The organism is Candidatus Palauibacter sp. (genome assembly GCF_965197445.1).
Classification (GTDB): domain Bacteria; phylum Gemmatimonadota; class Gemmatimonadetes; order Palauibacterales; family Palauibacteraceae; genus Palauibacter.
On record NZ_CBDANE010000005.1, the window covers coordinates 1,628,839 to 1,649,625 of the forward strand.

Sequence of the window (20,787 nt, forward strand, 5' to 3'; positions counted from 1 at the left end):
AAACCCATGTCCGACACTCCCGCGCGCGGTCCAAGGCCGCTTCCGATCATGGACCCGGCACCGAAGCGCCCGGGGCCGCCTCCGAAGGCGGACGACCGGGAAGCGGCCCGCCGGCATCCATCACAGGCCCCGCCCATGGCGGGCGTGCGCCGCGTGGTCGCGGTCAGTTCGGGCAAGGGGGGCGTCGGCAAGTCCACGATCTCGACGAATCTCGCCGCCACCTGGACTCGTCAGGGCTACCGCGTCGGCCTGCTCGATGCGGACATCTACGGTCCCGACATCCCGACCATGTTCGGCATACAGCAGAAGCCCCGGATCGACGGCGAGGAAGTCGTGCCGCTGGAGGCGCACGGCGTGAAGCTCATGAGCATCGGTTTCCTCATCGAGGAAGACGCGCCGGCGATCTGGCGCGGACCCATCATCATGGGTGTGATCCGACAATTCCTGCAGCAGGTCGCCTGGGGCGAACTCGACTACCTCGTCATCGATATGCCGCCCGGGACCGGTGACGCGCAGCTGTCCCTGTGCCAGCTCGTGCGCGTTGACGGAGCCGTGATGGTGACGACACCACAGGATGTGGCTGTCGGCGGTGTGCTTCGGGGCATCCGGATGTTCGAGAAGCTCGAGGTTCCCGTCCTCGGGATCGCCGAGAACATGCGAGGATTCGCGTGTCCCGGGTGCGGCACGACCCACGACATCTTCGGCTCCGGCGGGGGCGAGCGACTCGCCGCATCGATCGACGTGCCCTTCCTGGGGTCGGTTCCTCTCGGTGTGGCTGTCCGGGAGGAGAGCGACCGGGGAGTGCCGACCTCCCTGGGAAGGCCCGACGCTCCGGAAGCCCGCGCCTTCGGCCTCATCGCCCAGGCCGCGGCCGCTCGATTAGGCGCGCTCGAGGCGGAGCGGGAAAGGGTTTAGCTGCGCTCCACCGTGACGCTGCCGAGTCCGGCCGTAACGGTGATGTCCAGCTGCACCCGCGCCCCCTCCCAGTTGGGGCTGACCCAGTCCTCGCCCACTTTCTGCAGATCCTCGGCCGAGAAGGAGCCCAGTCCGCTGCGTCGCACGCGTACGCCGATGTTCGAGGGAACCCGCATGACGAGTTCACCGAGAACAATCTTGATCTCCGCCTCCGCGCTCGAACGCCAGACCCCCGAGAAATCAAGCACCACATCTCCCACGATGCCATAGAATTCCAGGCGCTCGAAGCGCGCGTTGCCGAGGTGTTCGCCAGCGAACCCTGTCGCGCCCGACTTGATCGACAACAGTTCCATGGGCACCCGATTCTCGCGGGCGAAGCTGAGCCGGGCGTCACTGGCTCCCGTCGCAAACTCGAACGCAGTGAGCGCGAGGCCGCCGAGCTGGAGTCGGGCCCGTCCGGCTCCTACACCGAGTTTGAGCCTGATCGGCACCGAAGGGTGCAGGGCCAGGGAGAGTCGCCCGGTGTCTCCCGCGTCGCGCGGAAGATCCTCGAGATCGAAACCCAGGTCCCCCGGGTCCAGGCGGATCGAAGCTTCAACCTCGCCCTGCCCGTCCGCCAGCGAGGAAACGGTGAAGCGGAACTGCCCGGTGCCACCTTCACGGCGCCACGTCCGGCGAGGCGCCCAATCGGCGGCGTCATAGTGGAGACGCGCGTCGTAGAGAAGCGGTGTCTCCGAAGGGGAGACGCTGAGACGTCCGCCCGGGTAGAGCAGGTGCACATCGACGGCTTCCAGATCTCCAGCCTGTCGCGCCGCCCGGAAGTCGCGCCACTCCTGCGAGGTTCCCGGCGTCGCCACGCAGAGCGGGACGAGCGACAGAACCACGGAGAGGAAGGGCCGCCGGAGCCCCCGGTCAGGCATCTTCCGCCGGACCCCCGGATGGCTCGCCGTCGCCAGAGGGCGCGGGGTTGTCCGCGTCCGGGCTCGGTTCGCCGGCAACATCCGTCGCGACATCATCGGGGCGGAGGCCGTCCGACCAATCGACCACGACACTCCGCCCCCCGGCGCGGGTGAGCAGTACCGCCCCGAAGCCGACGGTGGCAAGAACCCAGGTCCCAGCGCCCGAAACGAAAAAGATCAGGCCGCGAAGCAGGTCCGCGGCCCCGCCGAACACCCACAGAAGGGCGCCTGCGGCGAAGGGGAGGAGCAGCAGCACGAGCCCGCTGACGACGTAATAGTAGGAATTCGACCGGCGGAGTCCCTCCAGCCACGCGTTGCGGTAGCGGCGCCGAGCGAACAGCTCGCCGGCCCCGTGTGCTATCGCGATATACCCCACCAGCGTGGCGAGTCCGACCGTAAGAACGAAGAAGGGTACGATCGGCCAGGTGATCAGGAGCACCACGAGCACCAGGAGAGCCGGGAGGAAGAGGATCTGCCCTGCGAGCCCCATGGCAAACGAGCGGGCGAATTCGCGCCGTGCCGTATCCGAAACCGTCTCCAGCCGCTCCCGCGCACGATAGACGATAAGCGACCCCAGAACGGCCAGGCCGGCGAGGAGGAAGATGACCGCGATCAGACTCTCCACCGCGTTCCCGAGGTTGCCCGTGAACCTGGACCAGGCGCTCGGCTGCGGTCGGGGGCGTGTCCGGGTCACGGCGACAATTGCCTCGACCTCGGAGCCGGACTGCGGTTCCGGGGTGGCCGCTGCGGCCGGCTCCGGCGAATCGAATCGGAGGTCCGACAGAATCTCCCCTGCGATCGTCGCCGATTCACCGCGAAAGTCGAGGTCACCTCCGACCTGGAGGACACTGCCTTCCACCCGCGCGCCGGAGTCCAGGAGTAGCGTACCGTCGAGCAGGAGAACGTCGCCCTCGATCGCGCCGGCGAGTGTCAGCGTACCGTCGAGGATCGCGATGTTTCCCCGAATGGCGCTCTCCGCCGGGATCCGGTAATCGCCGTGGACGATCATCGCCAACCCGTCGTCAACGGACTCGCCGGCGTCCCCGAGTCGGTGCAGCGCGTCCCGCAGCCGAGCCAGTTCACCGGCGATGTCGAAACCGAGTCCGCCGGGCACGATTTGCATCGGTTCGCCCGCGCTCAACTGGATGCGGCTACCCGGCTGCCCCTCCTCGGTCTCTGCACCGGCCGCTGCTTCCGGGGCGAGCCCGAAAAGCTCATCGAGCCAGACGCCCAGCACACGCGCCGCGTCGCGGTCCTCCCCCTCCCAGGCCATCGCCCGTTCGTCCAGCTGGCCGCGGAAGAGGAGTAGTCCGCGGCCCACCCCGTCCCGGTCTTCCGCGCCGGACCCATGAACGAAGTCGCGCCATGCCGAGGCCAGCGCCCCTCGTTCGGAGTACGAGCCGATCACGACCCCATCCACCTCGATCATCTCGCCTTCGAAGCGCAATCGATGCTCGGTTCCGTTCTCCAGCTGGACCCACAGTTCGGCCCGCCCGCTGGAGGAGAGCGTCCCCGCGGCGTCCGCGATCGCGACCTCCTGTGCGCTGACCGGGAGCGTCAGGCGGAGGCCCGCCAGCAGGGCCACCGCCAACGCGGTTCCGGTCGTGCTTTCGAGCCTCGGTCCCATCGGTCCTCTTCTTCTCCTGCCGGTTCTCCCTAGCCCCGCCATGGGCTTCGTCTCGGCCCGATCAGGCGACATCAGGCCGCCCTGCGGAGGCGGATCGGCTGGCGGGCCGGACGACGGAACAGCGACGCCACGACCCACAGCGATGCGAGGCCGACGAGGCTGGAAAGCACCAGACTCGCCAACGTCGCCGTCGGGTCGACGCGATCGACGATCGAACCTCCTGCGTCCACCAGACCGAGGCGATATCCCAGCCGGCCTGCGGCCAGCATCGCGTCGACCAGCAGAGTCCGCGCACCGCCTACCGCGAGTGCGAAGATGTAACCGGGTGTGAAGCCCTGTGTCCCGAACAGCCATGCAGCGCCGCCGCCCGAGATGCTCAGCGTCGCAACCCCCGCCGTCGCAAGCGCCGCGCGGCGACGCCGTACGAGGCGAAGCAGTCGCTCGGGCCACGGCACCGGCAGCCGCACCCGGGCCAGCACGGACGATGCAAAGCCGGGTGCCGGCGCCCAGCGGGATAGCCGCGAGAGCGCGCGATCGACCGCCGGATGGGGAAGGTCGACCTGCGCCATGATATCGCGCGCGAAGGCCGGCGAGGGCGCCCATGCGGGCAACCGCTCCAGCTCGTGATCCAGCACGGAATCCACGAGGTCAATTCGCCGCGCAACCGCGTCCGCGAAGCCCGCCACGGGTCCGTGCCGGCCAAGACTGCCGAGGCGAGTCACCAGCGCTCGAAGCGCGTCGACTCTCTCCCGGCACCGGGCGCACGACGCGAGGTGTCCGGTCGCGGCCCCGGGTGGGGACGAAGCCGGTCGCTCGTCGGCGAGTCGCTCGATCTCCTGGGCCGTTAGATGGCGCAAATTCGCTCCTGTTTCCATGGCTCGGACCCTGCGCCCACAGTACGAGCCGGCGCGAGGGCCGGTTTCACCTTCGCCGGCCGCCGACCGCTCTATACCGGGGTCTCGTGGACATCACGGCTCGGTCAGATGTACGAGCGCCGTCTTCAGTTCGTTTCTTCCTCGATGGATATAGGTCTTGACCGTTCCGAGCGGGATGTCCATGACCTTGGCAATTTCGTCGTACGCGTATCCCTCGACGTGCCTCAGGAGAATCGCTGTGCGGTATTCGGGGCGCAGCCGCCCGATGGCCTGTTCGATTTCGGATCCGAGTTCGCGGGCCTCGAGAAGCTCATCCGGTCGCTCATCCGGCGACACCAACGTGATTTCCGTCGCGGCCTGCCGCTCGCGGGTGACGGCGTCCGGAGCCCCGTGGATCGACACGACCTTGAGATCCTTCTTCCGCAGATGGTCGATGGTCAGGTTGTAGCTGATCTTGAAGAGCCAGGAGGAGAATTTGTAGGAAGGATCGTACCGGCGGAGGTTATTCAAGGTTCGGACGAAGGTCTCCTGGGCCAGATCCTCGGCCAGTTCGCGATCACGGACCATTCGGAAGATGAGGGAGAATACCGGCCGTTCGAACCGGAGCACGATCTCGCGTGCCGCCCGTTCGTCGCCGCGGAGACACATCTCCACGAGGGTCTGGTCGCTGTGATCCGAGTATCCCACTCGATCTCGCCCGTTGGGGTCGCGGCAGTCGGGCCCCGACCCGGTCGTCGGCGCAGCCCGTCGAATCTCGGCCCTCTCTACCCATGCGAACGAGGAATATGCGCCCGGACACCCTCGGAGGGCAGGCGCGGTCAGCTCGACTCGGCTTCCTGGAGCGTCAGCGCTGGCAGTTCGGGCAGAAGAACGAACTCCGGCCGGCCTGTACGATGCGGACGACAGGCCGGCCGCACCCGGGGCATGCGGCGCCCTCGCGCTGATAGACAAGAAGCCGCGTCTGGAACGAGCCTGAGCGGCCATTGACGGCCCGGTAGTCGCGCAGCGTCGTCCCCGCGCTGTCGAGCGCGTCGCGCAGGACGGCCCGAACCGCCCGGTGCAGGCGGCGAGTCTCCGTCATTTCGAGCGAACCGGCAGGGCGGCGGGGGTCGATCCGCGCGCGGTACAACGCCTCGCTGGCGTAGATATTCCCCAGGCCCGCGAGCCGTCGCTGGTCGAGGAGCACATTCTTGATCGGGGCGCGGAGCGGGGTGAGGATGCGCGCGAACGTCGCGGCGCGGAACGACCGGTCTAGCGGCTCCGGACCCAGCTCCGCGGCGCGCGCCTTCCACGCCTCCGGCGTCAGCACGTCGAACCCGCCGAGCCGTCGCACGTCGTCGTAGTAAAGGGTCCGCCCATCGTCGAGCGCGATGTCGATGCCCGGGTGTCGGAACTCGGACGAGTCCGGCCGGTTCACCGCGACCGCGAAGCGGCCGGTCATGCGAACCTGCACGCGCATCAGGCACTCCGGCGGATCCTGGACGTCGCCCGGGGCGTGGAGCGGAAAGAGAAGGTATTTTGCGCGGCGCCCAACCGGCCCGAAGGTGCGGCCGCGCACCGCGCGCCGGAACGCCGATGGCGTCATGCCGCCCAGGATCAGGTCGTCATGATAGGCGCGGACGCGCTCGATCCTCCGGCCGAGCAGGAGGGGGCCGAGGTCCCGCCGCATCGTCTCGACCTCGGGAAGCTCAGGCATGCTCGGCCCGCTAGAGCGCGGCGGCCCCGGGGGGGGCGATCAGCGCCGACCCGGCCGGTCCAGGCCGCCCCGGTTCGAGTTCGTGCCACCCGATATCGGAGCGGGAGTGGGCCCCGTCGAACCGGATCTCTGCAACGGCCTCGCGGCTCCGGCGCCCCGCCTCTTCGAGCGTGTCGGCGAGTCCGACCACGCCCAGGACCCGCCCGCCCGCCGTGACAAGCCGACCGCCTTCCATCGCGGTACCGGCGTGGAACACCCGTACACGGTCCGGGTCGAAGGCCGGGATCCGGATTGGCCGCCCCGCATCCGAACTCGCGGGGTAACCGGCGCTGGCCATGACCGTCACCAGCGCCGCGCCTGCGGCAGCTTCGGGGTGCCAGCCGGCGAGCGACTCACCGCGTGCCACGCGCAGCATGGGCTCGAGCAGGTTCGAGCTCGTGAGGGGAAGCACGACCTGTGTCTCGGGATCCCCCATCCGGCAGTTGAACTCGACCACACGCGGCCCCTCGGCCGTCAGCATCAACCCCGCATAGAGGAAGCCGCGATACGGCGCGCCCGCCTCGCCCATCGCGTCGAGCACGGGCTGCGCGATCCTGCGACGCACGTCGTCGATGAACGCCGGATCCGCCGGAGCGGCCGGGGCGTAGGCCCCCATACCGCCAGTGTTCAGTCCACGGTCTCCTTCGCCGATCCGCTTGTAGTCCCTCGACGTAAGGAGCGGAACCGCCCGTTCTCCGTCCGCCACGAAGAACACGGACAACTCGACGCCGTGCATGAACTCCTCGACCACCACCCGGGCGCCAGCCGTTCCGAACTTCCCCCCGATCATCATTTCCTCGATGGCGGTGCGGGCCTCGGCGCGGGTCTCGCAGACGATGGCGCCCTTTCCGGCCGCCAGTCCGGAAGCCTTGACCACGAGTGGCTCCGCGTGTCGGGCTACGTAGTCCAGAGCCTCGCGTGCATCGTCGAACGTCTCGTAGTCCGCGGTCGGCACGCCGCAGTCGCGCATCAGCTGCTTGGCGAACGCCTTGGACGCTTCGAGACGGGCTCCCGCGCGGTCAGGTCCGAAGATCGGAAGCCCGGCCTCCTGGAAGCGGTCCACGATACCCGACGCGAGGGGTGCCTCCGGCCCCACGACGGTGAGGTCGATGCGTCGATCCACCGCGAAGTCGAGAAGGGCCCCGATATCTTCGGCCGGGATCTCGATGAGTTCCGCCGTGTCCAGCATGCCCGGGTTTCCGGGGGCCGCATGGATCGTGGCGTCGGGGGCGTCGCGGCGCAGGCAGTGTGCGATCGCGTGCTCGCGGCCGCCGCTTCCGATGATCAGCAGTTTCATGGCGGCAGGATGACCAGTGAACGGTCCCACGGCAACGGGAGAAACCGCCGGCCTGTTGGGCCTCTAGCCCTCCTTGCGGCCCTTGAACGCGTCCGTGAGCCGGCCGCGCAGCCTGTCCACCGCGGCGTCGACCTCGTCGAAGATCTCGCGAGCGCCCTCTTGATACCCCTTCATCGCCGCCCGCAGGTCCTCGTGATATGGACGGTCGTCCTTCTCGCCACGCCGCTGGTATTCGCCCGAAAGCACGCGGTCGTACTCGCCGCTCTCGATCCAGTCGCGCAGTTCGGCGACGCGGATGACCGCGAACGGGTGGGTCTGGCCAAGCACGTTCAGGACCTTGTAGACGGCATCCAGGAGATCGCCGCCCGCGCGATATTCGTCGGACTGTGCGATGAACTCGTCGAGGTCCAGGCTGATGCCGCGGGTCCCGCCCGCGAGCTGCATCAGAGCCGACATCGCAATCCGTGGGTTCTGCACAGCGAGCAGCCCGGCGCGGTCCGAGGAGAGTTCGCTCTTTCGGTACCACTCCATGAGCGCCATGAGAATCGGCCGCAGAGCGAGGCCGGCCAGCGTGTAGCGCAGGATGACCAGGTTGAGGACGAGGATCAGCAGAGTCCGGTAGAGCACATGGCCGGAGAGGATATGCCCGACCTCGTGACCGAGGACGGCCTCCACCTCGTCCTCCGAGAGGATCTCGAGCATCGATGAATTAAGGACGATGAAAGGCTCGCCGAACCCGACCGCCCCCGCGTTCACGATCGGCGTCTGCGAGATGTAGCACTCCGGTGGTTTCTCCACGTCCAGCACCTCGCACACGCGGGCCAGGCGCGCATGCACCCGTGCGTACTGGTTCTCGGATGTGCGCACGGCGTTGGCCTTGAAGGCCAGTCTGAGGGCGCGCTCCCCGAACAGCGCGAAGATCTTTCGCAGCACAAGGTCGAAGCCCGGGATCCTCCGCAGCGCGTTGAGGGCCGCGCGGTCAGCCGGGTGCTCCCAGGCTACTGCAGCGATCTGCGTGAGGATCCGTCGCTGGCTGTCTTCGTCTGTCGCCATCATTCACCCCTCTGGGCGCCGTACCGCCCTCGTGTGGCCCGTCGCGTCCACGCCGGCCCGCTGGTGGCGCGTCCGGTCGTACGTCGCGTCCCCGTGGTCTGTTTCAGAGGAGTCATCTCGCGGCTCGGAGTGCTGCGAGCGCCTGAGCGACATCCTCGACCAGGTCCTCCGCGTCTTCCACGCCCACCGACAGCCGCACGAGTCCGGGGCCGAGTCCGATCTCGCTCTTCTTCGCCTCGGGCACCGACGCGTGGGTCATGGACGAGGGAATCGAAACCAGGCTTTCGACCCCGCCGAGGCTCTCCGCGAGCTGGAACACTCGCGTAGACCCCGCGAAGCGGTTCGCCCGATCCTCGGAGCCGAGATCGAAGCTCACCATGGAGCCGAAATCGCGCATCTGGCGCTTCGCGAGTTCGTGCTGCGGGTGGTCTTCGAGGCCGGGGTAGTGCACGGCCTCGACCTCTTCGTGTCCTCTCAGAAGGTCCAGCACATGCCTCGCGTTCGCGCAATGCGCGGGCATGCGCAGATGCAGCGTCTTCGTGCCCCTCAGCACGAGCCAGCAGTCAAAGGGGCCCGGAATGGCTCCGGTGGTCCTCTGCTGAAAGCGGAACCCCTCCCCAAGCTCTTCGGAGTTCGTGAGCAGGGCACCGCCGATCATGTCGCTGTGACCGTTGAGGAACTTCGTCGTCGAGTGCATCACGATGTCCGCCCCTTCGTCGAGCGGGCGCTGCAGGAAGGGGGTGGCGAACGTGTTGTCGACCGACAGCACGGCCCCCGCGGCGTGCGCGATCCCGGCGCAAGCCGCGATGTCCGTGATCGTAATCATCGGGTTACTCGGCGTCTCTACGTGAATGAGACGCGTTTCGGGCCGGATCGCGGCGTGCACCTGATCCAGGTCGGTCGTGTCCACGAAATCGAATGCGACACCGAACCTGTCCCAGACGTGTCGAAGCATGCGGTCGACCCCCCCGTAGACGTCCGCACCGCAGATGAGATGGTCGCCGGCGTCGAGAACCGTCTTGACTATGGCTTCCGTGGCGGCCAGACCGGAGGCGAACGCGGCGCCGTACCGCCCGTTCTCGAGCGCGGCGAGATTCGCCTGCAGCGCTTCGCGTGTGGGGTTCTTGACCCGCGCGTAGTCGTATCCCTCGCGGGGCGAGCCCACCGCGTCCTGGACGTAGGTCGATGTCTGGAAGATCGGCGTCATGATGGCGCCGGTCGTGGGGTCGGGACGCTGCCCGGCGTGTACCGCCCGGGTCCCGAACCGCTGGGCGGCTGGGTCCACGTCTTCGTCTCCGGTTGGGGTCGGGGTCGGCGGCGCGCGTCGCCGCGCCGCCCGGCAAGGTATTCCCGGAATCGGGCCGCAGCGAGGCGAGCCCGGGCGACGCCCAACCGTTAAGCTGTCGCGTCTATCTCACCAGGTGCCGTGAGGGGGCGGACACCGGGCCCCGACCCCCCCCGGCCGGCCGATCCACTTCGGGAGAACGCGAAGCGTGTCCGAGTCACTCATTGTTTCTGCTTCAGGTATCCGCGGCATCGTCGGGCGAGGGCTCACGCCGGACATCGCCGCCCGCTATGGCGCTGCGTTCGCCTCGCACGTCGCGGCCACGGATCCCGACTCGGGGGTTGTGCTTCTGGGTCGCGACAGCCGGGTTTCCGGGCCGGCCCTGCTCGACGCGGTCGCGTCCGGGGTACGAGCGGTCGGACTCGATGTGTGCGACCTGGGCATCGTCGCGACGCCCACGGGTCTCATGGCCGTTGGGGACGACGAGGACGCGGTCGGCGGACTTCTCGTCACCGCCTCGCACAACCCTGCGGAGTGGAACGGGCTCAAGCTCGTCTCACGCGAGGGGAGATTCGTAACGCCGGCCGCCGGGCGGGACATCCAGCGCCGGTTCGAGGAGGGGGTCGAGTACGCCGGTCCGTGGGACATTGGGGCCCGGACGTCGCGCGAGGGGGCGAACCGGGCCCATCTGTCCCGGATTCTCGAGCTGCCGATCGTCGACCGCGGGCGCATTCGGGCACGGGGCTTTCACGTGGCCCTCGACTGCGTGCGCGGCGCCGGGGGGCTGATCCTGCCGGAACTCCTGCAACGCCTGGGCTGTCGGGTCAGCGGGCTCGATCTGGAGCCGGACGGCAGATTCCCGAGGCCGCCGGAACCCCTGCCCGCCAACCTCGGTCGACTCTCGGAACTCGTCGTCGCAACGGGCGCGGATGTGGGGTTCGCCGCGGATCCGGATGTCGACCGCCTCGCCCTGGTGGATGAGACCGGCCGGCCGGTGGGCGAGGACTGGACGCTCGCGCTGGCGGTTGAACTCGTCGCGAGCCGGGAGCCGGGGCCGGTAGTGACGAACCTGTCCGCGAGCCGATCCATCCAGGACGCGGCCGAGCGCGTGGGAGCGCCGCTCTACCGTACGCCGGTGGCCGAGGCGAACGTCGTGGCGCGCATGCTCGAGTCGGGCGCCACCATCGGGGGTGAGGGGAACGGCGGCGTGATCTATCCCGGACTTCATATGACCCGCGATGCGTCGCTGGCTGCCGCTCTCATCCTTCAGTTCCTCACGGAGAGCGGATGCACGCTGGGCCAGATTGTCGACGAGCGAGCCTCGTACCGGATCGTCAAGCGCACGGTACCGCGGGAAGGCCTGGGGATCGAGGAAACCATCGCGGCTATCGCGGCCGCGGCGCCGCGCGGTACCGAGAGGGACGTTCAGGACGGGATACGTCTCGACTGGCCGGACGGGTCATGGATTCACGCGAGGCCGTCGGGCACCGAGCCGATTTTCCGCATCATGGCAGAGGCGCGGGGGGACGAGCTGGCGCACCGGCGTGCGGACTGGGTCGACGGCCTGGTTCGCGGAGCGGGCTGAGCGGCGGATGTGCGGGATCGTCGGGTATGCGGGCGAGGAAGAGGCGGCCCCGCTTCTGCTGAACGGGCTTCGCCGGCTGGAGTATCGCGGGTACGATTCCGCGGGTCTGGCGGTCCATGACGGCTCCGGGATCGAACTGCGCAAGTGCGCCGGCCGCGTCGACAACCTTGCGCGCGTTCTGGACGACGAACCGGTCTTCGGGACGACCGGGATTGCGCACACGCGCTGGGCCACGCATGGGGCGCCGACGCGCGTCAACGCCCATCCGCACACCGACTGCCGCGGGGAGTTGGCCCTGGTCCACAACGGCGTGATCGAAAACTGCGGGGTGCTGCGGACGAAGCTCTCCGAGCTCGGACACCGGTTCACGACGGACACGGACACGGAGGTCCTGGCTCACCTGATCGAGGAGACCTTCGAGGGGAGCCTGGAACGCGCCGTCGCCGCGATGCTGACGCAGGTGGAGGGGACGCTGGGCATCGCCGTGATCGGCGTCGCCGACCCCACGAGGATCGTGGTCGCGCGCCGCGGCGCCCCCCTCCTGCTCGGGATCGGGGAGAACGGAGAACAAGCGACCTGGGTGGCCTCCGACGTGGCGGCGATCCTGGGACACACCCGGCAGGTCGTCTATCTGGATGATGATGAGATCGCGGTCCTCACACCCGACGGATACGAAACGAGCGATCTCGGCTCGCGCCTCGGGCGGGCGGGCCGGGAGCCCATCCGGAAGGAGATCAGCCACATAGACTGGGACCTCGAGACGATCGAACGGGCGGGATATCCGCACTTCATGCTCCGCGAGATTCACGAGCAGCCGAACACCGTGCGCGACGCGATGCGAGGCCGTCTGCTGGAGGCGGAAGGCACGGCCCGGCTCGGAGGCATGGACGAACTCGAGAGTGAGATCTCCCGGACCGAGCGCATCGTGCTCACCGGTTGCGGGACCAGCTGGCATGCCGCCCTGGCGGGCGAATACCTGATCGAGGAAGTCGCCCGCATTCCCGTAGAGGTCGAGTACGCCTCGGAGTTCCGTTACCGCAACCCGATCATCGCCCCGGGCACCCTGGTGGGCGGCATCTCGCAGTCCGGCGAGACTGCCGACACGCTGGCCGCCGTGCGCGAGGCGAAGCGGCTCGGCGCCTCCACGTTCGGGATCGTCAACGTGGTCGGGTCGCAGATCGCGAGGGAGACGGCCGCAGGGGTCTACGTACACGCGGGCCCCGAGATCGGCGTCGCTTCGACAAAGGCCTTCCTGGCCCAGATCACCTCGCTCGCTCTCCTGGGCCTCATGATCGCGAGGCGGCGCGGGTTGGGTCGCGAGGAGGGTCGTCGCTTCGTGCGCGCCATCCGCGGGCTTCCCGCGCTCATCGAGGAGGTGCTGGAAAGCGAGACGCACATCCGCCGGGTAGCCGAGGAGTTTGCGGATGCCCGCAACTTCCTCTATCTGGGGCGGGGCCCGAACTTTCCGATCGCGCTCGAGGGCGCGCTCAAGCTGAAGGAGATTTCCTACATTCATGCGGAGGGGTACCCCGCGGCCGAGATGAAGCACGGGCCGATCGCGCTCATCGACGAGGAGATGCCCGTGGTCTTCATCGCTCCCCGCGACTCGGTCTACTCGAAGGTGCTTCTCAACATCGAAGAGGTGAAGGCCCGCGGCGGGCGCGTGATCGCTCTGGTCACGGACAGGGACCGCGATCTCGCCCCGAAGGTAGACCATCTGATCCCGGTGCCGGAGACGCTGCCTCTGCTGCAGCCGATCGTGAACGTCGTCCCGCTTCAACTGCTCGCCTATCACATCGCGGTTCTGCGCGGCTGCGATGTGGACCGGCCGCGGAACCTCGCCAAGACGGTCACCGTCGAGTGATCGGGCAGGGGCAACGAGGACGCCTCCACCCGGCACCGCGGGGGTTACAGCGAGAAAGTGCCGGTAGTATCTTCGGGTGTCGCGGGAGCGGCTGTCCGTCCGTGGTGACTCCCCGCGCCGGCTTCGCCACGGGCTGTCGGGGCCGTGCCCCCTCCCGCGACTGCCGGCACTGCGCAAGCCACGGGACCGGGAGTGGAAGGGGATGCCGAGCGTGTACCTCCAGGGATTGAAGGAGCAGGTCGCGAAGTACGCGGGCACGCTGTGTGACGTGGTCATCCTCGCGCCCGTCTACGGCATGCTGATGTTCACCCTTATGAAGGATCCGCGCCTGAGCCGGCAGCAGCGGCTGTGGGTGGACGCGGCCATCGCCTACCTGGTGAGTCCTGATGACGTGATCCCGGAGGATGAGGTCGGACCGTACGGATTTCTGGATGACGTGTTTTGCTGCGCCTATGTGGCGCACCGGATCGGAGAGGAGCTTGGCTGGGATGTGGTGGAGGAGCACTGGACCGGCGAGCGATCGGCGCTCGAGGTCTCGAATAACCTGCTTGCGCGCGAGCGGGAACTACTCGGCGGGGCGGGCGACGATATCCTCGAGTTCGCGGGACTCCTCGACCGGCGGTCGGACTCGGAAACGGAACGCCTGCAGCTCACCCTTACCACGAACGGGTAGGGACCGCCCCGGGGGGTCGGCCGGCGGACGCTCGCGCCGACCTCTCGCAATCACCGTCCTCGTGCTCCTGGCCGGAGCTTTCGGCGCCGAACCGGGGCTGGGCCAGTATCGGCTGACGGCCCCGTCCGGTGCCGTCGTCGAATTCGAGGCTGATCGTCTCCTGCGCTTCCGCGACCGCTCCGACTCTCTCATGACCGATCTCGTGGAAGATCCCCTCGTTCTCTACTACCGGTCGTTCGGTCGCCACCTCGACGAGTCCGAGTCGCGTGACGCCTGGCCGTGGAACGCGATTGAAGTCGTGACCGATTCGAGTGCGGCACTCGTTATGCCGGGCAACCTCCGTGAGGCCGGTCGGGCGTACGAGAGCTACGCGGTCCTTCGCATGCACGCGGTCCGGCAGGATCCGGATGTCGCCTGCGACACGCTCGTCGCCCGTGAAGTCGAGGCGCTCGACGGATTCGTAGACGGATGGATCGTGGCCCGGTTGCTGTTCGGGGGCCCCGCGTACGAGCCGCTCGACGAATTCGCGTTCGCGCGTGAGGCCGGAGTCCTCCCCGGCCTGCTGCTGGACCGCTCCGACCGTCAGCTGGGCGGCTGCCTCTCCGTCGTCCGCGAAGCGCGCGCGGACGAGATCGGAGAGTACCGGTCGTGGCGGACCGAGAAGTACGTCGCCAGGGGCGGCCGATGAGTCTCCGGCTCCATGACTCCCTCACCCGGCGACTCCGTACGCTCGAGCCGGTTGAGTCCGGCCGGGTCGGGATGTACACCTGCGGCCCCACCGTCTACGACCGCGCGCATATCGGCAACTTTCGCGCGTTCACATGGGAGGACCTGCTCCGCCGCTACCTCCGGTTCAAAGGGTACGAGGTCGAACAGGTGATGAACCTGACCGATGTCGACGACCGGACGATCGCCGCCGCCGCCGCCCGGGGCATTCCGCTGGGCGAGGTGACGGGGCCCGTGATCGAGATGTTCCTCGAGGATTGGCGTACACTGGGGCTCGAGGAACCTGAGCACCGCCCCCGGGCGACCGGGCACGTGGACGGCATGATCCGGCTGATCGAATCGCTTTCGGCGCGCGGCCTCACGTACGAGAGCGATGGTAGCGTTTATTTCGCGATCAGCCGCTTCCCCGGATACGGGCGCCTGGCCGGCATCGATCCCCAGGGGCTGACTTCTGCAAGCCGCGCTACGGGGGACGAGGAATACGACAAGGACGATCCGAGGGATTTCGTTCTCTGGAAGGGCGGAGACCGGGGCGGCGACGAAAAAGCGGTGGTGGTCTGGGACTCGCCCTGGGGCACCGGCCGGCCGGGATGGCACCTCGAGTGCTCGGCGATGGCGATGCAATATCTGGGTGAGACGCTGGATATCCACGCAGGAGGGGTCGACAACCTCTTCCCGCACCACACGAACGAGATCGCCCAGTCCGAAGGCGCCACGGGAAAGACGTTCGCACGGCTATGGCTGCACGCCGAGCACCTCCTGGTGGAAGGCCGCAAGATGTCGAAGTCGCTCGGCAACTGCTTCACGATTCCCGAACTGGTCGCTCGCGGGCACGCGCCCTCGGCGATCCGTTATCTGCTGCTCAGCGGTCACTACCGGACCCAGCTGAACTTCACCTTCGATGGTGTCGAGGCGTCGGAAAAGGCGGTGACGCGACTGCACGAGTTTCGTCGCCGCCTCAGCGGTGCGATCGAAGCCGGCATCGATGAGTCGGCGGACAGCTCGGGGCTCGCGGAGCGCAGCCGTGCGGCCTTCGAGTCGGCGATGGACGACGACCTGAACGTGAGCGAAGCGCTCGCTGCCGTGTTTGGGCTCGTCCGCGAGGTGAATCACCTGCTCGACACCTCCCGCCCTCGCGCTCCCGGGGGCGCCGAGACCGTTCTCGCCGCAATCGATGACTTCGACCGCGTGTTCGGAGTCCTTGCTTTGCGCGATCTGGAGTCTGCCGACGCCGACGAGGAACTGGTCGCGTGGGCCACCGCGCGGGCAGGGGCTCGTGAGCGTGCCCGAGCAGACCGGGATTACGCTCTCGCGGACGCGGTTCGGGCCGAACTCGAAGCGCGCGGCGTGGCTGTGGAGGACCTGGCCGACCGCACCCGTCTGCGCCTGGGAGCACGCACGATCGTGGTGCCCAGGCCCGGGCTCTAACGGTGCGTCGCGCCGGCCGAGCGGACCGTTGATTGCGGCTTGACGATCGGCTCGACACGTCCTTATGTTATAAGACTGTCTTGCAGAAGGGTCGCTGGCGTAGCTCAACCGGTAGAGCGTCGGATTTGTAATCCGGAGGTTGTGGGTTCGAGTCCCACCGCCAGCTCGGTCGAGTCGGACGAACAGCCGCCCCGATGCGGCGTAAACTGGAACTCGTCCATCGGGGGTCAGGAATCGGCGGTGGGGTACCGAAGCGGCCAAACGGGGCAGACTGTAAATCTGCTGGCTTATGCCTTCGGAGGTTCGAATCCTCCCCCCACCATTTCCATCTGGCCGCTGAAGCACAAAGCCGCTGAAGCACAAAAGGGTGTAGCGCGCGTGCGGGCAGGGGGATCTCGCGTCGCGCGACCGAACCGGAATCCGTGAGGAGAAAAAAGAGGGGCGATGGCGAAGGAAAGGTTTGAGCGAACGAAGCCGCACGTGAACGTGGGTACGATCGGACATGTGGACCACGGGAAGACGACGCTGACGGCGGCGATCACGCAGGTACAGGCGGCGAAGGGCCACGGGGAGTACGTGGCGTTCGACCAGATCGACAAGGCGCCGGAGGAGCGGGAGCGAGGGATCACGATCGCGACGGCTCACGTGGAGTACGAGTCGGAGTCACGACACTACGCTCATGTGGACTGTCCGGGCCACGCGGACTACGTGAAGAACATGATCACGGGCGCGGCGCAGATGGATGGTGCGATCGTGGTGGTGTCGGCGGCGGACGGGCCGATGCCTCAGACGCGGGAGCACATTCTTCTGGCTCGCCAGGTGAACGTGCCGTACATCATGGTGTTTTTGAACAAGGTGGACCAGGTCGACGACGAGGAGTTGCTGGACCTGGTGGAGCTGGAGGTACGGGAGCTGTTGAGCGAGTACGAGTTTCCGGGCGACGACGTGCCGGTGATACGGGGTTCGGCGTTGAAGGCGCTGGAGAGCGGGGATCCGGACTCGCCGGACACGGCGTGCATCGGGGAGTTGCTGGAGGCGTTGGACACGTACATCCCGGTTCCGGAGCGCGCGACGGACAAGCCGTTTTTGATGCCGGTGGAGGACGTGTTCACGATCACGGGCCGCGGGACGGTGGTGACGGGCCGGATCGAGCGCGGGGTGGTGAAGACGGGCGAGGGTGTGGAGCTGGTGGGGCTGGGCTCGGAGAAGAAGACGGTGGTGACGGGCGTGGAGATGTTCCGGAAGATCCTGGACGAGGGCCAGGCGGGGGACAACGCGGGTCTGCTGCTTCGGGGGGTGGCGAAGACGGAGGTGGAGCGCGGGATGGTGGTCGCGCACCCCCGGTCGATCACGCCGCACCGGAAGTTCAGCGCGGAAGTGTACGTTCTGACGAAGAACGAGGGGGGCCGTCACACGCCGTTCTTCAACGGGTACCGGCCCCAGTTCTACTTTCGGACGACGGACGTGACGGGCTCGGCGGTGCTGCCCGACGGGGTGGAGATGGTGATGCCGGGGGACAACGTGAACATGGCGGTGGAGTTGATCGCGCCGATCGCGATGGAGGAGAACCTCCGGTTCGCGATCCGCGAGGGCGGCCGGACGGTGGGCGCGGGCGTCGTCACCGCCATCCACGACTAGCTGAACCAGGATCTTTTTTGGGGGGACACCTAAATGAGGGCTCGGATCACGCTCGAGTGCATGCAGTGCAAAGAGCGCAACTATTCGACGACCAAGAATCGGCGGACGCACCCCCAGCGGGCCGAGCGGAAGAAGTACTGTCGGCGCTGTGACGGCCACACAATGCACAAAGAAACCCGATAAGAGGGTCGATTGGCCGGGATCGTCAAGAGAACCCAGGAGTTCGCGGAGCAGGTGCAGGTCGAGATGCGTCGCGTCACATGGCCCGATAGGGACCAGCTGCGCGGGGCGACGATCGGCATCCTGATCTTCGTCATGATCATGGCCGTGGTGATCGGCGCCATGGATTCCGTCTTCGCAGCGTTCGTGCGGTTCGTCGTCAGGACTTTCAGTGTCTGAGCGGGCGGACGCGGGCGTCGGGGAGGATCGGAACCGTGGATGAATTGCGCTGGTACGCGCTCCAGACCTACTCCGGCCATGAGAAGAAGGTGAAGATGCGCCTGGAGCAGAAGATCCAGGAATACGAGGGCGAGCCGCCGATTCGGGAAGTGATCGTCCCGACTCAGGAAGTGGTCGAGATCAAGGGCGGCAAGCGCGTCAAGTCGACGAAACGGCTGTACCCGGGGTACGTCCTCATCCAGATGCTGCTGGACCAGAACACGATGTACGTCGTCAACAATGTGCCCGGGGTCATCAAGTTCGTGGGGAGCGGGGACGCACCTCAGCCGCTCAAGTCCGAGGAAATGAACAAGATCCTCGGCATTGCGGACGAGCTGGAGCAGGCTGGGCCGGAAGCGGAGATCCCGTTCCGCCCCGGACAGGTCGTCGAGGTTATGGAAGGACCGTTCAGCGATTTCAGCGGAACGGTGGAAGAAGTGTTTGCGGAGAAGGGAAAGGTGCGCGTGCAGGTCAGCCTGTTCGGGCGCCCCACATCGGTCGAACTGGACTACACGCAGCTGCAGGGCTTCTAGATGCCGCCTAAGAAACAGGTCACGGGATTCATCAAGCTGCAGATTCCGGGAGGGCAGGCGAACCCCGCCCCGCCCGTGGGTCCGGCGTTGGGCCAGCACGGCCTCAACATCATGGACTTCTGCAAGGCGTTCAACGCGCAGACACAGCAGGACGCGGGGACGATCATCCCGGTCGAGATCACCGTCTACAAGGACCGGACCTTCAGCTTCATCACCAAGACGCCACCGGCGGTGGAGCTGCTCAAGAAGGAACTGGGTCTCGAGTCGGGCTCACCCGAACCCAACCGGCAGAAGGTGGGGAAGGTCACGGACGATCAGCTGCGAAAGATCGCCCGGATCAAGATGAAGGATCTGAACGCGGCGGACGAGGAAGCCGCGATGCGGATGATCGAGGGCACCGCGCGATCCATGGGGATCGAGCGGGCGGGCTGATCGGGAGAAATCGGGGAACCATGCCGAAACACGGCAAGAAATACCGCTCCGCGGCGACGGCCGCGCTGCGGAACGGGTCACTCGCGCCCCGCGACGCGCTGGAGCGCGTGCAGAAGATGGCGTTCGCGAACTTCGACGAGACCGTCGAGGCCGCGGTGCGCCTCGGCGTCGACCCGCGCAAGGCCGACCAGATCGTAAGGGGTACCGTTATTCTGCCGGCCGGGACGGGACGTCCGGTCCGCGTCCTGGCACTCGTTCAGGCCGACCGGGCCGCCGAGGCCACCGCTGCGGGTGCGGACTACGTGGGGACCGAATACATCGAGCGGATTCAGGGCGGCTGGCTCGACTTCGACGTCGCCATCGCCACGCCGGATCTCATGAAGGACGTGGCGCGGTTGGGACGCGTGCTCGGTCCGCGCGGGCTCATGCCGACGCCGAAAGCGGGCACGGTCACGATGGATGTGAGCCGGGCGATTCGCGAATCGAAGGCTGGCAAGATTGAGTTTCGCGTCGACCGCACGGGGAATATCCATGCGCCGATCGGCAAGGTGAGTTTCGAGCTCGAACCGTTGACCGGGAACCTCGATGCTCTCATGGACGAGATCGTACGGCTGAAGCCGGCCGCCGCGAAGGGGCGCTACGTGAAGAGCGTAACCGTGACGAGCACGATGGGCCTCGGCGTTTCAATCGACGAAGACCTGTATCGGTAGATCGATGAGACTCGAAGAAAAGCAACGCGTCACCAGTGAACTGAGCGCGCAGCTCGAAGAGAACGGGACGATCTACCTGACCGACTTCACCGGGCTGAACGTGAAGGCGGTCACGGAGTTCAGGGCGCTGCTCCGCGAGCAGGGCCTGGGATACCGGGTCGTCAAGAACACACTCATGAAGCGGGCGCTCGAAGATCTGGACCTGCCGGACCTGAGCGCCCACCTGTCGGGCCCGACCGCGCTCGTGTTCAGCGAATCCGATCCGGTCGCGCCGGCCAAGGTGCTGAAGGAATTCGCGAAGGCGCACGACGACCGGCCGGTCGTGAAGGTGGGTGTCATCGACAGGGTGGCGGCGACGCCGGACGACGTCGGGCGTCTGGCCGATATTCCGCCGCGCGAGATCCTGCTGGGCGGGATCGCGGGCGGACTCACGGCCACCGTCGGGGGAATCGCCGGCGCTCTGGCGGCGCTCATCCGCGATATCGCGGACATGATCGAACAGGTCGGAAAGAAGAACCAGTCCGCCTGAGGTGGGTCGAGCACGCGCGACGTGAGGGCGTGCGTAAAGCGTAAGCATGGAATCCAGGGAACGGAAGAACATGTCCAAGATCGACGATCTTCTGGAACAGATCGGCTCGCTGACGGTGCTGGAAGCCGCCGAGCTGAAAGACAAGATGGAAGAGACCTTCGGTGTTACGGCCGCTGCGCCGGTCGCCGTCGCTGCCGCGCCTGGCGCCGGCGGAGACGCCGCCGAAGAGGAGCAGTCGGAGTTTGATGTCGTACTGACGACGGTGGGCGACAAGAAGATCCAGGTGATCAAGGTCGTCCGCGAGGTCACCAGCCTCGGTCTGAAGGAGGCGAAGGCTGTCGTCGACAACGCCCCGGGACCCGTCAAGGAAGGCGTGTCCAAGGAGGAGGCGGAAGAGATCAAGGCCAAGCTCGAAGCACAGGGCGCTACGGCGGATCTCAAGTAGTCACGCTGGCGGAGCGTGGCAGCCGGCGCCGGTTTTCCTG

The 20,787-nt window shown here is 67.3% G+C and carries 22 protein-coding genes and 2 tRNA genes; 16 read left to right on the forward strand and 8 right to left on the reverse strand.

Annotation, left to right across the window (positions count from 1 at the left end; all coding sequences use genetic code 11):
- The first annotated feature begins 6 nt into the window (after positions 1-6).
- Positions 7-915: an Mrp/NBP35 family ATP-binding protein gene (locus ACN9M6_RS14430; RefSeq protein WP_419163580.1), complete on the forward strand. Its 909-nt coding sequence runs from the start codon at positions 7-9 to the stop codon at positions 913-915.
- On the opposite strand, the gene ACN9M6_RS14435 is transcribed toward ACN9M6_RS14430, so the two are convergent.
- The 8 genes from ACN9M6_RS14435 to ACN9M6_RS14470 form a co-directional block, all read right to left on the reverse strand.
- On the reverse strand, positions 912-1,835 hold the full coding sequence (locus ACN9M6_RS14435) for a hypothetical protein (RefSeq protein WP_419163581.1): 924 nt from the start codon (positions 1,833-1,835) through the stop codon (positions 912-914). The genes ACN9M6_RS14430 and ACN9M6_RS14435 overlap by 4 nt on opposite strands.
- Positions 1,828-3,501: a hypothetical protein gene (locus tag ACN9M6_RS14440; protein WP_419163582.1), complete on the reverse strand. Its 1,674-nt coding sequence runs from the start codon at positions 3,499-3,501 to the stop codon at positions 1,828-1,830. The genes ACN9M6_RS14435 and ACN9M6_RS14440 overlap by 8 nt, the downstream gene beginning before the upstream one ends.
- 71 nt (positions 3,502-3,572) lie before the next feature.
- Entirely contained in the window at positions 3,573-4,358 is a 786-nt protein-coding gene (locus tag ACN9M6_RS14445; protein WP_419163583.1) for a hypothetical protein, read from the reverse strand.
- 111 nt (positions 4,359-4,469) lie between these two features.
- On the reverse strand, positions 4,470-5,063 hold the full coding sequence (locus tag ACN9M6_RS14450; RefSeq protein ID WP_419163584.1) for a sigma-70 family RNA polymerase sigma factor: 594 nt from the start codon (positions 5,061-5,063) through the stop codon (positions 4,470-4,472).
- Between the two features lie 157 nt (positions 5,064-5,220).
- Entirely contained in the window at positions 5,221-6,072 is an 852-nt protein-coding gene (gene mutM / locus ACN9M6_RS14455; RefSeq protein WP_419163585.1) for a bifunctional DNA-formamidopyrimidine glycosylase/DNA-(apurinic or apyrimidinic site) lyase, read from the reverse strand.
- A 10-nt stretch (positions 6,073-6,082) separates the two neighbouring features.
- A complete protein-coding gene (purD, locus tag ACN9M6_RS14460) occupies positions 6,083-7,408 on the reverse strand; it encodes a phosphoribosylamine--glycine ligase (protein WP_419163586.1) in 1,326 nt (441 codons plus the stop codon).
- 63 nt (positions 7,409-7,471) lie between these two features.
- Positions 7,472-8,464, reverse strand: a complete 993-nt coding sequence (locus ACN9M6_RS14465) for a M48 family metallopeptidase (protein ID WP_419163587.1) — start codon at positions 8,462-8,464, stop codon at positions 7,472-7,474.
- 109 nt (positions 8,465-8,573) lie between these two features.
- Positions 8,574-9,746 carry a cystathionine gamma-synthase gene (locus ACN9M6_RS14470; protein ID WP_419163588.1) on the reverse strand — a complete coding sequence of 391 codons (1,173 nt, stop codon included), beginning with the start codon at positions 9,744-9,746 and terminating at the stop codon, positions 8,574-8,576.
- Positions 9,747-9,954: 208 nt separating this feature from the next.
- Between ACN9M6_RS14470 and glmM the strand changes: the two genes are divergently transcribed.
- From glmM to rplL, 15 genes are all read left to right on the forward strand, one after another.
- Positions 9,955-11,331: a phosphoglucosamine mutase gene (gene glmM / locus ACN9M6_RS14475; RefSeq protein ID WP_419163589.1), complete on the forward strand. Its 1,377-nt coding sequence runs from the start codon at positions 9,955-9,957 to the stop codon at positions 11,329-11,331.
- A gap of 7 nt (positions 11,332-11,338) precedes the next feature.
- Positions 11,339-13,195: a glutamine--fructose-6-phosphate transaminase (isomerizing) gene (gene glmS / locus ACN9M6_RS14480; protein WP_419163769.1), complete on the forward strand. Its 1,857-nt coding sequence runs from the start codon at positions 11,339-11,341 to the stop codon at positions 13,193-13,195.
- Between the two features lie 202 nt (positions 13,196-13,397).
- Positions 13,398-13,868 (forward strand): YkvA family protein, encoded by a 471-nt coding sequence (locus ACN9M6_RS14485; RefSeq protein ID WP_419163590.1) that lies wholly within the window; start codon positions 13,398-13,400, stop codon positions 13,866-13,868.
- Positions 13,869-13,929: 61 nt separating this feature from the next.
- Positions 13,930-14,556 (forward strand): hypothetical protein, encoded by a 627-nt coding sequence (locus ACN9M6_RS14490; RefSeq protein WP_419163591.1) that lies wholly within the window; start codon positions 13,930-13,932, stop codon positions 14,554-14,556.
- Positions 14,553-16,022 (forward strand): cysteine--tRNA ligase, encoded by a 1,470-nt coding sequence (gene cysS / locus ACN9M6_RS14495; protein ID WP_419163592.1) that lies wholly within the window; start codon positions 14,553-14,555, stop codon positions 16,020-16,022. The genes ACN9M6_RS14490 and cysS overlap by 4 nt, the downstream gene beginning before the upstream one ends.
- 93 nt (positions 16,023-16,115) lie before the next feature.
- Positions 16,116-16,188 (forward strand) — tRNA-Thr (locus ACN9M6_RS14500).
- Between the two features lie 73 nt (positions 16,189-16,261).
- Positions 16,262-16,344: transfer RNA gene (locus ACN9M6_RS14505), tRNA-Tyr, on the forward strand.
- Between the two features lie 122 nt (positions 16,345-16,466).
- Positions 16,467-17,660 carry an elongation factor Tu gene (gene tuf, locus ACN9M6_RS14510; protein ID WP_419163593.1) on the forward strand — a complete coding sequence of 398 codons (1,194 nt, stop codon included), beginning with the start codon at positions 16,467-16,469 and terminating at the stop codon, positions 17,658-17,660.
- 33 nt (positions 17,661-17,693) lie between these two features.
- Entirely contained in the window at positions 17,694-17,843 is a 150-nt protein-coding gene (rpmG, locus tag ACN9M6_RS14515; RefSeq protein ID WP_419163594.1) for a 50S ribosomal protein L33, read from the forward strand.
- Between the two features lie 9 nt (positions 17,844-17,852).
- A complete protein-coding gene (gene secE / locus ACN9M6_RS14520) occupies positions 17,853-18,059 on the forward strand; it encodes a preprotein translocase subunit SecE (RefSeq protein WP_419163595.1) in 207 nt (68 codons plus the stop codon).
- A gap of 35 nt (positions 18,060-18,094) precedes the next feature.
- Complete coding sequence (gene nusG, locus ACN9M6_RS14525; RefSeq protein ID WP_419163596.1) at positions 18,095-18,631, forward strand: transcription termination/antitermination protein NusG; 537 nt, start codon at positions 18,095-18,097, stop codon at positions 18,629-18,631.
- Positions 18,632-19,063 carry a 50S ribosomal protein L11 gene (rplK, locus tag ACN9M6_RS14530; protein WP_419163597.1) on the forward strand — a complete coding sequence of 144 codons (432 nt, stop codon included), beginning with the start codon at positions 18,632-18,634 and terminating at the stop codon, positions 19,061-19,063. It abuts the gene before it with no gap.
- Positions 19,064-19,083: 20 nt separating this feature from the next.
- Positions 19,084-19,773 (forward strand): 50S ribosomal protein L1, encoded by a 690-nt coding sequence (rplA, locus tag ACN9M6_RS14535; protein WP_419163598.1) that lies wholly within the window; start codon positions 19,084-19,086, stop codon positions 19,771-19,773.
- Positions 19,774-19,777: 4 nt separating this feature from the next.
- On the forward strand, positions 19,778-20,302 hold the full coding sequence (gene rplJ / locus ACN9M6_RS14540) for a 50S ribosomal protein L10 (RefSeq protein WP_419163599.1): 525 nt from the start codon (positions 19,778-19,780) through the stop codon (positions 20,300-20,302).
- Between the two features lie 70 nt (positions 20,303-20,372).
- Positions 20,373-20,747 carry a 50S ribosomal protein L7/L12 gene (gene rplL, locus ACN9M6_RS14545; RefSeq protein ID WP_419163600.1) on the forward strand — a complete coding sequence of 125 codons (375 nt, stop codon included), beginning with the start codon at positions 20,373-20,375 and terminating at the stop codon, positions 20,745-20,747.
- The last annotated feature ends 40 nt before the right edge of the window (positions 20,748-20,787 follow it).

What these genes read in the sequence shown, in the direction of transcription:
- ACN9M6_RS14485 (WP_419163590.1), top strand. Translation starts at nt 13,398, where the DNA reads ATGCCGAGCGTGTACCTCCAGGGATTGAAGGAGCAGGTCGCGAAGTAC.
- rplK (WP_419163597.1), top strand. Translation starts at nt 18,632, where the DNA reads ATGCCGCCTAAGAAACAGGTCACGGGATTCATCAAGCTGCAGATTCCG.
- mutM (WP_419163585.1), bottom strand. Translation starts at nt 6,072, where the DNA reads ATGCCTGAGCTTCCCGAGGTCGAGACGATGCGGCGGGACCTCGGCCCC.
- glmS (WP_419163769.1), top strand. Translation starts at nt 11,339, where the DNA reads ATGTGCGGGATCGTCGGGTATGCGGGCGAGGAAGAGGCGGCCCCGCTT.
- tuf (WP_419163593.1), top strand. Translation starts at nt 16,467, where the DNA reads ATGGCGAAGGAAAGGTTTGAGCGAACGAAGCCGCACGTGAACGTGGGT.
- ACN9M6_RS14430 (WP_419163580.1), top strand. Translation starts at nt 7, where the DNA reads ATGTCCGACACTCCCGCGCGCGGTCCAAGGCCGCTTCCGATCATGGAC.
- cysS (WP_419163592.1), top strand. Translation starts at nt 14,553, where the DNA reads ATGAGTCTCCGGCTCCATGACTCCCTCACCCGGCGACTCCGTACGCTC.
- rplL (WP_419163600.1), top strand. Translation starts at nt 20,373, where the DNA reads ATGTCCAAGATCGACGATCTTCTGGAACAGATCGGCTCGCTGACGGTG.
- ACN9M6_RS14440 (WP_419163582.1), bottom strand. Translation starts at nt 3,501, where the DNA reads ATGGGACCGAGGCTCGAAAGCACGACCGGAACCGCGTTGGCGGTGGCC.
- rplJ (WP_419163599.1), top strand. Translation starts at nt 19,778, where the DNA reads ATGAGACTCGAAGAAAAGCAACGCGTCACCAGTGAACTGAGCGCGCAG.
- rpmG (WP_419163594.1), top strand. Translation starts at nt 17,694, where the DNA reads ATGAGGGCTCGGATCACGCTCGAGTGCATGCAGTGCAAAGAGCGCAAC.
- ACN9M6_RS14435 (WP_419163581.1), bottom strand. Translation starts at nt 1,835, where the DNA reads ATGCCTGACCGGGGGCTCCGGCGGCCCTTCCTCTCCGTGGTTCTGTCG.
- ACN9M6_RS14465 (WP_419163587.1), bottom strand. Translation starts at nt 8,464, where the DNA reads ATGATGGCGACAGACGAAGACAGCCAGCGACGGATCCTCACGCAGATC.
- purD (WP_419163586.1), bottom strand. Translation starts at nt 7,408, where the DNA reads ATGAAACTGCTGATCATCGGAAGCGGCGGCCGCGAGCACGCGATCGCA.
- rplA (WP_419163598.1), top strand. Translation starts at nt 19,084, where the DNA reads ATGCCGAAACACGGCAAGAAATACCGCTCCGCGGCGACGGCCGCGCTG.